The following is an 11,232-nucleotide window of genomic DNA, read 5'->3' as shown; positions in this document are numbered from 1 at the left end:
CGTGAGGGAAGGGAAAACCACGTTTTTCCCTTCCCGTTGAGCAAAAAGTCCCGGATCGGACTTTTTGCGACCCTATCACAGTTGATGGACACGCAAAAAGTCCATCAACGCGCCCCTTGCGGGGCGCCCGGATCGATGACCGTTAAATATGTCAGCGATCCGTGAGGGAAGGGAAAACCACGTTTTTCCCTTCCCGTTGAGCAAAAAGTCCCGGATCGGACTTTTTGCGACCCTATCAATGTTGTTCTGAATTTGCTTATAAGGAGAATCTGATATGGCGACAGTTACCTTCAAAGGCGAGACCGTCAACACCGTGGGCGACCTGCCGCCCTTCAGCACGAAAGCCCCTGATTTCGCCCTCACGAGGAACGACCTCACCGATGTAACTTTGGCCGAATATTCCGGTAAACGCCTCCTGCTCAACATCTTCCCCAGCCTGGACACGGCGGTGTGCGCCATGTCCGTGCGCCGGTTCAACGAGGAAGCCGCCGGCCTTCAGAATACAAAAGTCCTCTGCGTCTCCGAGGACCTTCCCTTCGCCCAGAAGCGGTTCTGCGGCGCCGAGGAGATCGACAACGTCGAGACCCTGTCTGCTTTCCGCTACCGGGCCTTTGCCAACGGCTACGGGGTCAGGATCATGAACGGGCCGCTGAAAAGCCTCCTGACCCGTGCTATCATCATCATCGATACGCGGGGAAAGGTGATCTACACGGAGCTCGTCCCGGAGATCACCAGGGAGCCTGATTACGAAGCTGCCCTTGCTGTCTTGAGATAACCGGGATCCGGGCGCCGATGGTGTCCCGGCGTTGCTATATCGAGGGGGATTGGATCACTGTTTACCTGTGGCAAGGGGAATTGGTCTGAACTGCTCCTTGTTCAGGATCACAGCACGGCACCCCCCTGATCTCGCCGAGGGGCCCAGGATCGCGAACCATCTTGATCTCTCGGCAACCGGCCATCCGACCATGGTATGGGGCCGCCTGGATACAGGTGCTTCAACGGTTACGTTATAAATGAGCCGGTTCCAATAAGGTTCCAAATGCATACCGGATTATCATCAGTTAAACTGATGGCATATACACGAAAGGATGGATGGCGATGAAAATAAAGTTTTTGCTGGTCGCGCTGACAGCTGTTCTGCTTTTTCCATCAGCTGTTTTTGCCATGGCCTCCTTTGATTTTCCCGTGGTGGCCCCGGTGGTCTCCTTCGTGGAGGGGGATGTGACAGTGAAAGGGGCTGGCGCTTCCGGGTGGGAGGCGGCCGAAGCCGGGCGGCTGCTGGCTTCGGGCGATGCGGTAAAGACCGGGCCGAAGTCGAAAGCCGAGATCTCGTGCGCCACGGGCAAGATGCGCCTTTACGAGAACACGGTGATCATCGTGCCGGAGGTGGCGGACGAGGGAGAGAAGAAGGATATCCGCCGGGTCGAGCTGGAAGACGGCACCGGCCTTTTCAAGATCAGGAAGAGGGGGGTGCAGAACGGGTTCGAGGTCCAGACCACCAACGTCATCGCGGGCGTGAAGGGGACCCTCTTCGCGGTCCTGCGCCAGAAACCGAAGAACCTGACCCGGGTGGCGGTATTCTCGGGGGTGGTCGAGGTGACGGATACCGACAGGACTTCGGGGACCAGGACAAGGCTCGGCAGGGGCAAGACCATGGGTGTCGAGGACCGGAAAGGGTTCGGCGACACGGAAGATTTCGATCCTTCCGGCGACCCGTGGGGCGACTGGGAAAAGGGGGGCGGTTACAGAGTTGACCTCAGCTCCCTGCCGGCCAAAGGATCACTTTTGAGCACCCTGAACCAGAACAATGATGGTGACGACGGCGGTGAGCCGGAATGCGATCCTGTGGAAGACAGTGACGGGAATCCCATTTACTATTGAACCTCCCGTCTGCAAACGCCATGCATTTTTAACCGAGGGAGATAGACCATGTGGCCTAAAAAAAGAGTTTCAGGATGGATCGGACCGGTTCTGATCGCCGGTACCTTTTTGCTGACCACGGGATGTAGCAGTGGAGGTCCTGACAGCAGCAAGGCGGCACCATCCTTTTGCCCCGGCTATTACGCCGATACCCTTCCCGAACCGCTGGCCATTGGAAACAGCTTGCCAAGGGCATACTACAGGCAGCTCTTCACCCAGCTGGACACTCCCCTTGATATCGACATGCTGGCATGTGATCCAGACCAATCGAGCAGCGATGGTCTTCACTGGGAGGTGGCCGTGCCACCACTCTGGGATGGCCCACCACCTCCTCCCTGGCATGGGAACCTGTCGGCATATCGGGGAACCTATCCCGAAGGTGGGGTTGTCACCTACACACCCGACCAGGGTTACGTGGGCACCGACAGCTTTACTTACCACGTGGGCGACCAGGAGGCATGGGGCAATACGGCGATTGTTCATGTGACAGTGACTCTGCCCCAGGTAACATCCCCCCAGCTGTATTTCGGAGGAGATGACGACGCCAGAATGTTCCACCTGTGGAGTTACGATGGGATCAATCCCATCCAGACCGTTCCAGGAAGCGCCCAGGGGACGAGTGCCATCGGCATAAAGCAGGCCCTTCGAGGACAGCCCTATCAGGACAGGATCTATTTTATCGGCACTGATGCCAGCTTCGAGGCCAACTTCCTCTTTTCCTTCGATCCCTACCTGGGTCAGTACTCATTTATAACTGAGGGGGCCGCAGCCGGGGATATGCTCGTTCATGATGGCCTCCTGTACGTCAGCACCTTCGCCGGAACGGGAGGTACACCATCGTTTCTCTGGTCCACGAACGGTTCCGGTTCCTGGAACTCGGTCACTGGTACGGTCGCCATGTCACCGAATTATCTCACAAGTTATAACGGCAAAATCTATTTTTCTGGTTTTCAGGGGCAGGGAAGACAGTTGTGGTCCTACGACCCCGTCATGCAAAGCCTGAATCAGGAGACGAATATCTCCGTGGAGACCGCCTTGTCGCCCCGGGACCTTACTGTCTGTAACGGAAGGATCTATTTTGCCGGATGGTACGGTGCGGCGGCCCCCTATGAATACCTATGGTCTTACGACGAAACCAGCCCGGCCGACACGGTTACCAATACGGTTACATCCCCGTACAACATGATCTGCTATGACAATGAACTTTACTTCACGGCTATGGGGGCCCCGGGGTCCACAGCGCCTGCTCAACTGTGGTCTGTCTCGGCGGCGGGTGCTTTCACAAAGTGGACCGACAACGCTGTGGCCCCGTTCACGGTTTCCGGTAGCGAAACATACCCCGCGATCCTTGACGGCAACCTTTACCTGAGGGGCAGTGATGATAATTATACCAGCTGGATATGGTCCCACGACGGAGCCAGTCCCCTGACCACAGTGGCTGGAAGTGACAACCTTTATCCCTTTGAGACGACGCCCTTCGATGGAAGGCTTTTCTTTTACAGCAGCAACCTGGCTGGGCAGACGACTGAAAATCATCTCGGTGTATACGATCCGGTGCAGGGTACCATTGACAACCTGAGCAGCACCTACATAAACGGGGTCAGCCCAAAGGGCTTTACGGTCTACACACCCTGATGCGCATCCTTCTCCTTTCCGCGTACGACGCCGTGAGCCATCGACAGTGGCGTGAAGGACTGGTCCGGCACCTTCCGGATATCCAATGGACGGTCCTGGCCCTGCCGCCGCGGTTTTTCGCCTGGAGGTCCAGGGGCAACCCCCTGACGTGGGCTTTCGGGGAAGGGGAGACCCTCAACCGGGGTTACGACCTCGTCCTGGCTACATCCATGACCAACCTGGCCGGTCTCAAGGGGATCGTTCCCGCTCTCGCCGCGACCCCGACCGTGGTCTATTTCCACGAGAACCAGTTCGCCTACCCCGAACAGAGGGAGCGAAAGGAGTACCAGAACTACAAGCTCACAAACCTGTATACGGCCCTGGCCGCCCAGAGGATACTGTTCAACTCCCGTTACAACATGGGAACATTACTGGATGGCGCCCGGGAATTGCTCTCGGTAATGCCCGATGGCGTTCCTCCGGGTATTGTTGAAGCGATCGAGAAAAGATCCCAGGTCCTTCCCGTTCCTCTGGAAGAGGAATTTTATACCTGTGATTCCGGAAAATCTGAAGGTCCCCTGAAGATATTGTGGAATCACAGGTGGGAGCACGATAAAGCGCCTGCCCGTTTTTTCCAGGCGCTTTATGAACTCATGGACAGGAATATCCCGTTCCAGGTCCATGTCGTCGGTCAGCAGTTCAGGGACCGTCCGCCGGTGTTCGACGAGGCCAGGAGGCGTCTGGGGGATCGCGTCCTTACCTGGGGGTTCGTCGAGGATGAAAGCAGCTATCGAAAGATCCTCGCGACATCGGACGTGGTTGTGTCCACCGCACTGCACGACTTCCAGGGGATAGCCGTCCTTGAGGCTGTTGCCGCGGGGTGCCTTCCCATGGTCCCGGACCGCCTGGCCTACCGGGAGCTTTTCCCTGATGAGTTCCGGTACCAGTCACTTGAAGAAGATGCAGAGGGTGAGGTACAGATCCTGGCAGACAGGCTGGAGCAGATGTGCGCCGATCCCGAAGCTGTCCGCGCTACACCGGCCCCGGATCTAACCCATCTCTCGTGGAACGTCCTGGCGAAGGAGTACAGAAAGATCTTGGAAGAAGTGTCCGGGCGTGTGCCATAAATTCCAGGAGAGCTATCACCACAGAGGGCACAGAGAACTCAGAGGAAACCATAGAGCTGGGGGGGGAGACTCGGGCGTGTGCCGTAAATGCCCGAAGGGCTATTACCACGGAGGCATCACGCCTCTGGCGTGACTGGCAGAGGACACGGAGAAAGCCAGGAACTGGGGTGATGCTTGTCTTCGCGAGCAAACACCAGGTGACTTGCAACGGCGTAGTCGAAGACGTAGACGGGAGCGATCTCATGCCTTGCGGCGCAAAAGCCCGTATCTCACCACAGGGTACACAGGGTTTCACAGGGGAAAACCTTAAATCAGGGGGAAGAACGCAGAGGAAACATTTCCCTCACCGACCCATTCCAGGGGAATGGGCTTTCCTTTGGAAAGAAGTTGAAAGACCTGATGCACAGAGGTGAAAATGAATTTTCATCCTGGCAGTCAGGTCTTTCAACGTATCCGGTGAGGGTGTGATCTCCTTTGCGGCTTTGCGGCTTGAGTGAGTCACGCCATGGCGTGGCGAACGGGCGCGAGGCAGACCTTAAAGCCCTAAAGGCACCAGCCCGCGCTTGTCCCCATGGTTCTCCGGTTTTCTCCGCGTTCTTGGCGTGCTCTGCGGTCAAATCCCGGGCGTTTGGGCTATAAGCCCGCGCATTGGTTCCCAGCATAGAGCTTCAGGGCACCATCTATAAGCTGCCTTTCCCCCGCTTGCAAAAGCAAACCCTGTGTGCTAAAAGACCAACCCGTTTAGCTGTTTATGACACCCTCTGGTTGCCACGAACCCTGTGGCTGATCCAGAGGGTATGTTTTTCCAAGCGCAAAAAGGAACGAGGTTCAATAAAGCTATGAGCAAGACCCTTTACGACAAAATCAAAATAGGCACCCTGGAACTTCCCAACCGCTTTGTGCGAAGCGCCACGTGGGAGGGGATGTGCGACGAGTTCGGCCGGCCGACACCGAGGCTGGCCGACCTCTACCGTGAACTGGCTCTCGGCGGTGTGGGTCTCATCATCACCGGTTACACGGTGGTCCACGCAAAGGGCCGCCAGATGACCGGAGCCATCGGGGCGTGCAGCGACGTGCAGATCCCCGTGCTGAGTACCCTCGCTGAAGCGGTCCACGATGCCGGGGGGAGGATCATGGCCCAGCTTTTCCATGCCGGGGCCCAGACCTCCACCAGGACCATCGGTGAGGCTCCCCTGGGCCCTTCGGCTATTGAAAGTCCTTTCTATTCCGGGATTCCCAGGGCCATGACCGCCGGGGAGATCGCCGAAGTGGTTGAAGCGTTCGGCCAGGCGGCCCGCAGGGCCATGGAAGCCGGGTTTGACGGCGTTCAGCTCCACGGCGCCCACGGGTACCTCATCAACCAGTTTCTCTCCCCTCTGACCAACCGGCGGGAGGACGCATACGGCGGTTCTCCGGAAAACCGTTTCAGGTTACTTGAGGAGATCTTCGGCAGCGTCCGCAGACAGGTCGGTCCCGGCTTTCCGGTGATCATCAAGCTGACAGGTTCCGACAACCTTGCCGGCGGTCTCGGGATCGAAGGCGCGGTATACTTTGCACGGCGGCTGGACGCCATGGGGATCGACGCCATCGAGGTCAGCGCCGGCACGGCCGGCTCCGGGGAGGGAGTCCCTGTGCGAAAGATGATCAGCAGCGAGGAGCGCGAGGCGTACAATGCCGGTTTCGCCCGCCGGATCAGGCCCGAAGTGGGTGTCCCGGTCCTCCTGGTCGGAGGGCTGCGGAGTTTCCCGGTGATCCAGGCTCTCCTCGACGAAGGCGCTGCGGACCTGTTCTCCCTGTCCCGGCCCCTCATCCGGGAACCGGACCTGGTGAACATCTGGCGGTGTGATCCTGCCCACCGCTCCACCTGTACTTCCTGCAACCTGTGCTTCAGGCCCGGAATGCGGGAGGGAGGGATCTACTGCGTTCCGGAAAAAAAGAAAAGGCAGAAGGAGGAAGGTGGAAGGTAGAAGGAGGAAGGAAGAAGGGTAAAAACACCATGATTTTCTTCATCCTTCATCCTTCCCTATTCCCTATTCCCGGCGTTTTCCTCCTCTTGACCCTTCCCCACCCTTGTGTCACCCTTCTCACTGTCAATAACCGTCAATAAGGTGAAAACATGATTGTAAACGCGGATGTTGGGCTATTGAGGGAGATATCCAGGGCTTTTTTCATCCATGAGTTTGCAGACCATTTCAGGCAGACTCATGGGAAGGGCATGAGCCCGTGAAACTTATCGTGTGCGGTGCGGGTGTCATCGGTTCCAACCTCGCCAAGTACCTTTCCGAGGAAGGGCACGAAGTCACTCTCATTGAGCAGAAAGCAGGCGTGGCCGCCCGCGCCACGGAGAAGTTCGACGTCCGTGTCCTGTCGGGCTCGGCTTTCGATCCCAGAATACTGGAGAACGCCGGAGCGGCCCACGCGGACATGGTCATCGCCGTGACCAACTCGGACGTGGTGAATCTCGCTATCTGCTCTCTCGCAGCTGCCCTGGGAACACGAAAGAGGATTGCCCGGGTCCGGGACATGGACCTGTCCGATGTCGTCGAACGTTTCGGACATTCCCACTTCCACGTGGACGAGATCATCAACCCCGACGAGGTGGCCGCCCAGGCCATCGTCAAGATCATGGCAGCGCCGGGATCCCGGGAGGTGGCCGATTTTGCAGACGGGAAGATTCTCCTGAGGTCCTTCAACGTGCCTCATGACTCCCCCCTGAACGGTGAGAAACTTGGGGACCTCAGGGAGTCCGATTTTCCGTGGCCCTTCCTCGTAGTAGCGATCAACCGGGGGGGCGAGGTCATCATCCCCCGGGGTGACGACACCGTCGAGAGGGAAGACAGGATCTACGTCCTTTTGCCGAAGCAATCCCTGGCCGAGTTCCTCACCTTCGTTCACCCAAGCGTCCATCTCCCCAAAAAAGTGGTCATCTACGGCGCGACGAACACGGGCACCAGCCTCGCCCGGAGCCTTTCGGAGAAAGTGTCGGACGTGGTGCTTTTAGAGGAGAACCGGCCGCGTGCCGAGAAGGTGGCTGGGGAGCTGGACAACGTTCGCGTCATCAACGGACTGGCTTCGGATGCGGATATCCTCAGGGAGTGCGGGATCGAGGTGGCCGATGCCTTCATCGCGGTTTCCGCCAGCGATCATCACAACCTCATAAGCGCGGTCCTGGCCAGGCAGATGGGGGCCAAAACAACGGTGATCACCACTCACCAGCCCGATTACACCCCCATCATGGCGGGGCTGGGTATCGACGCTTTCATTAACCCCCGTCTGCTGGCTACCGACCAGATCCTCCGTTTGGTGCGCGGAAGCCGGATCAGTTATGTGGCCACGCTTCCGGAGTGCAAGGCCGAGGTCCTCGAACTGATCCCGGAAGCCGACTCCCCTGTGACCAGGAAGGCCATCAAGGACCTGAAAATTCCCAAGAACGCTATTATCGGTGCCGTGCACAAAGGGGAGGAGGCTCACCTGGTGGACGGGAAGACCCGTATCCAGGAGGGGGAGGCCGTCGTGGTCTTCTGCCGGGAGGATTCGGTCCCCCAGATGGAAAGGCTTTTTGCGCACAGAAGTCTTCTCTAAATAATCGCCAAAGTCCGGGTGGGACTTTGGCTCAACGGGAACCGAAAAGCGTGGTTTCCGGTTCCCTCACGGATCAGTGCCCTGTATTTCAGTCACTGATCCGGGCGCCGCTCCCAGGCGCGGCTGCTGTTAATCGGTCATCGATCCGGGCGCCCTTCCCGGGCGCGACAGGTATCGATCGCAAAATGGAGGCTGTCTGCTGACACTCAGCTATGAGCTGTCAGATTTGCCATCATGCATAAACGCCAGGTTTTCAACATCGTTTCCAGGATCTTCCTGGTGGTTTCCCTGACCATGCTGCTGCCCCTGGGTTGGGCTCTTGCCGACGATCCCGGCAGCCGGGAGACCAGGGCGTTTGTCATCACTATCGTTCTGGGTATTGTTCTTGTCCTGGTCGTCAGGCGCCTGCTTCCCGCTTCCCTCGACGATTTCGAGATCATGGGCGCCAAGGACGGGCTCGCTGTGGTCGGGCTGTCGTGGCTGGCCGTGTCCCTCCTGGGAGCCCTGCCCTTTTACCTGAGCGGTGTCACGGGGACTTTCACCGACGCCTTTTTCGAGACTGCCAGCGGGTTTACCACCACCGGGGCCACCATCCTGACACAGGTCGAAGGGTTGCCCAGGGGTGTGCTGTTCTGGCGCAGTCTGACCCACTGGCTCGGAGGTATGGGGATCATCGTGCTTTCTGTTGCCCTGCTTCCCGCCATCGGCCGGGGCGCTTACCAGCTTTACCGGGCAGAGGCGCCCGGCCCGACGGCCGAGAGGCTCAGTCCCCGGATAAAGGGGACGGCCAAGACCCTCTGGAACGTCTACTTCATCCTCTCTGTTGCCGAGGTCCTCCTTCTCCTGATGGCGGGGATGCCCTTTTTCGATGCCCTGTGCCACACCTTCGGCACCATGGCGACCGGGGGGTTCTCCACGAAAAACGCCAGCATCGCCGCTTACGGGGGCGCCGTTCAGTGGATCGTCATCCTTTTCATGTTCCTTGCCGGCTGCAACTTCCTCCTCCATTACCAGGGATTGAAGGGGCGGCTGAAAAGCTATTGGCACAGCGAGGAGTTCAAGGCCTACTTCATCGTCATCCTGGTTTGCATCGCCCTGTTTACAGTTGTCCTGGGTGTCCGGGGGAGCGGCTTCAACGAGGTCAACCTGCGCCAGTCCGCCTTCCAGGTGGTGTCCATCATGACCACCACAGGCTATACGACCGCCGATTTCAACCTGTGGCCCGCTTTCCTGAGGATCTCCCTGGTCCTGCTCATGTTCGTCGGTGGGTGCGCAGGTTCGACAGGCGGGGGCATCAAGGTCATCAGGATTTATGTTGCCTTCAAGACAGCCTTCAAAAGCATCATCAAGGCCATTTCACCAAACGTGGTGATGCCCCTCAAAGTGGACTCCAAGCCGGTGGTCGACGCCTACGTGATGAGGACCGCGGCGTTCATCATCATCTACATGTTCCTCTTCGCGGCGGGGACGGTTGCCATGACGGTGACGGAATCCGCCGACCTGGTGACCGCTTTCAGCGCTTCGGTAGCCTGCCTGTCCAATATCGGTCCCGGCCTGGGAAAGGTGGGGGCGGTTGAGAACTATGCCTGGATCTCCCAGCCCGGCAAGTGGATCCTGTCTTTCCTGATGCTGGCCGGGCGTCTGGAGCTATACTCCATTCTCATCCTGTTCGTACCCGCAACCTGGCGAAAATAAATGGTTTTTCGGATGATATATCCGCCAGGTTGCGGGTCGTGAGCGAAGAACAAAGCGCGAAGCAACGGACTTTTTCTTCGCTCTTCGTACATTGTGCTTCGTTCGTTTGCCAGAACCAGACACCAGGCACCAGGCACTCAACGAGAACGACCATGAAAAAGACAGATATCTTCCTTGTTATCCTGGCGGTCGTTCTCGTTGTCGGTATGCTTCTCACTGTATTTTTCGGCCGCGGCAGCCGGCATGGATATGGTTTTTTCCCAGGCCAGGAGCGAATGGGCGTTGTTTTGCGTGGTAAGTCAGGGGAATACAACAAAAACTTGACTAAAACTGTAGTGGTTGTTAATAAGCAAGGTGAATGGCTCTGAGGGGAGCAATTTCGATAAAACGACTTCTGTTTCACGGGAAGGCGTTTTATGGAGGATTGAAATGAAAAGGTACGTCATCATGGGCAGTGTCGCAGCGCTCGTTCTCGTCTCGGTCTCGGTCTTTGCCCTTCAGAGCAAGAGCGGACAGGATACCGTTGCCCGTGCAGGTGTGGCTCGGGAAGTGGCTCCCAAGGCCGCCGGTCCATCTTCCGGATGCGGAACCGACGGCTCAGGGTGCGGTTCATCGGCGGGTTGCGGGGGCTGCGGAGGCTCTGATGCCAACCCCCGGGAGGGCAAAGCCCGTCTCGAACAGATCGAGGGCTACCTGGTAAAATACTACACTGAAAAATTGGGGATTTCCGACATCACCATTGAAATTGAAAGCTTCGGATGCCACGAGGAGGCCACGGTCAAGGCCGAGGGCAAGGTGATCGAAAAGCTGACCATCAACGGGAACAGTATTACAAAAATCGAGAGCTAAGAACTGGGAACCAAGTTCTAAGAAAAACAAAGGGCCGGGAGATCTCCCGGCCCTTTGTTTGGAAACTGTACACCCTGCACTTTGCACTCTGCACTTATAACAGTTCCTCCACCGCCCTGTAATCTCTCCCCGTCGCTTCCGCCACAGGCCGGCAGGTCACGTGGCCGTCCCAGGTGTTTGCCCCCACGAGCATGTCGCACGCTGCGGCCGCCTCCCGGATGTTGCGGCTGTTGGACATAAGGGTCACGACCTTGCCGTCGAAGATGTCGTCGATATAGGTGAGGCGGTTGTGGCTGGTGTCGATGATCACAACCTCGGCTCCAAGGCCGTAGGCGGCCCTGGCGGCGTTTATCCCCACATTTCCGCCCCCTAGCAGCGTGTCGGAAAACCTCTTGACACGCTGCTGTAAGTTTTTCGGAAAGCCCTTTTTTGGGTCTTTTCTTGA

10 protein-coding genes are annotated in these 11,232 nt (G+C 57.9%); 9 read left to right on the top strand and 1 reads right to left on the bottom strand.

Going from position 1 to position 11,232, the window contains the following annotated elements:
- Positions 1-274: 274 nt before the first annotated feature.
- From tpx to P1S46_08230, 9 genes are all read left to right on the top strand, one after another.
- The gene (gene tpx / locus P1S46_08270; GenBank protein MDF1536478.1) at positions 275-775 is read left to right on the top strand and encodes a thiol peroxidase; all 501 of its coding nucleotides are present in this window, start codon (positions 275-277) and stop codon (positions 773-775) included.
- A 323-nt stretch (positions 776-1,098) separates the two neighbouring features.
- A complete protein-coding gene (locus P1S46_08265) occupies positions 1,099-1,881 on the top strand; it encodes a FecR family protein (GenBank protein ID MDF1536477.1) in 783 nt (260 codons plus the stop codon).
- A 48-nt stretch (positions 1,882-1,929) separates the two neighbouring features.
- Positions 1,930-3,555: an Ig-like domain-containing protein gene (locus tag P1S46_08260; protein MDF1536476.1), complete on the top strand. Its 1,626-nt coding sequence runs from the start codon at positions 1,930-1,932 to the stop codon at positions 3,553-3,555.
- Complete coding sequence (locus tag P1S46_08255) at positions 3,555-4,661, top strand: DUF3524 domain-containing protein (GenBank protein MDF1536475.1); 1,107 nt, start codon at positions 3,555-3,557, stop codon at positions 4,659-4,661. Before P1S46_08260 ends, P1S46_08255 begins: the two co-directional genes overlap by 1 nt.
- Positions 4,662-5,500: 839 nt before the next feature.
- Entirely contained in the window at positions 5,501-6,628 is a 1,128-nt protein-coding gene (locus P1S46_08250) for an NADH:flavin oxidoreductase (protein MDF1536474.1), read from the top strand.
- Positions 6,629-6,884: 256 nt separating this feature from the next.
- Positions 6,885-8,243: a Trk system potassium transporter TrkA gene (gene trkA, locus P1S46_08245; protein ID MDF1536473.1), complete on the top strand. Its 1,359-nt coding sequence runs from the start codon at positions 6,885-6,887 to the stop codon at positions 8,241-8,243.
- 234 nt (positions 8,244-8,477) lie between these two features.
- The gene (locus P1S46_08240) at positions 8,478-9,938 is read left to right on the top strand and encodes a TrkH family potassium uptake protein (GenBank protein MDF1536472.1); all 1,461 of its coding nucleotides are present in this window, start codon (positions 8,478-8,480) and stop codon (positions 9,936-9,938) included.
- A gap of 152 nt (positions 9,939-10,090) precedes the next feature.
- On the top strand, positions 10,091-10,306 hold the full coding sequence (locus P1S46_08235) for a hypothetical protein (protein ID MDF1536471.1): 216 nt from the start codon (positions 10,091-10,093) through the stop codon (positions 10,304-10,306).
- Between the two features lie 61 nt (positions 10,307-10,367).
- Entirely contained in the window at positions 10,368-10,787 is a 420-nt protein-coding gene (locus tag P1S46_08230; GenBank protein ID MDF1536470.1) for a hypothetical protein, read from the top strand.
- Positions 10,788-10,881: 94 nt separating this feature from the next.
- On the opposite strand, the gene P1S46_08225 is transcribed toward P1S46_08230, so the two are convergent.
- Positions 10,882-11,163 (bottom strand): hypothetical protein, encoded by a 282-nt coding sequence (locus tag P1S46_08225; GenBank protein MDF1536469.1) that lies wholly within the window; start codon positions 11,161-11,163, stop codon positions 10,882-10,884.
- Positions 11,164-11,232 lie beyond the last annotated feature (69 nt).

Source organism: bacterium (genome assembly GCA_029210545.1).
GTDB lineage: Bacteria > BMS3Abin14 > BMS3Abin14 > BMS3Abin14 > BMS3Abin14 > JARGFV01.
This window is presented reverse-complemented; position numbering and strand designations above follow the sequence as displayed.

Excerpts from the sequence above, each read along its gene's own strand:
- tpx (MDF1536478.1), top strand. The coding sequence starts at position 275 with ATGGCGACAGTTACCTTCAAAGGCGAGACCGTCAACACCGTGGGCGAC.
- P1S46_08265 (MDF1536477.1), top strand. The coding sequence starts at position 1,099 with ATGAAAATAAAGTTTTTGCTGGTCGCGCTGACAGCTGTTCTGCTTTTT.
- P1S46_08260 (MDF1536476.1), top strand. The coding sequence starts at position 1,930 with ATGTGGCCTAAAAAAAGAGTTTCAGGATGGATCGGACCGGTTCTGATC.
- P1S46_08255 (MDF1536475.1), top strand. The coding sequence starts at position 3,555 with ATGCGCATCCTTCTCCTTTCCGCGTACGACGCCGTGAGCCATCGACAG.
- P1S46_08250 (MDF1536474.1), top strand. The coding sequence starts at position 5,501 with ATGAGCAAGACCCTTTACGACAAAATCAAAATAGGCACCCTGGAACTT.
- P1S46_08240 (MDF1536472.1), top strand. The coding sequence starts at position 8,478 with ATGCATAAACGCCAGGTTTTCAACATCGTTTCCAGGATCTTCCTGGTG.
- P1S46_08235 (MDF1536471.1), top strand. The coding sequence starts at position 10,091 with ATGAAAAAGACAGATATCTTCCTTGTTATCCTGGCGGTCGTTCTCGTT.
- P1S46_08230 (MDF1536470.1), top strand. The coding sequence starts at position 10,368 with ATGAAAAGGTACGTCATCATGGGCAGTGTCGCAGCGCTCGTTCTCGTC.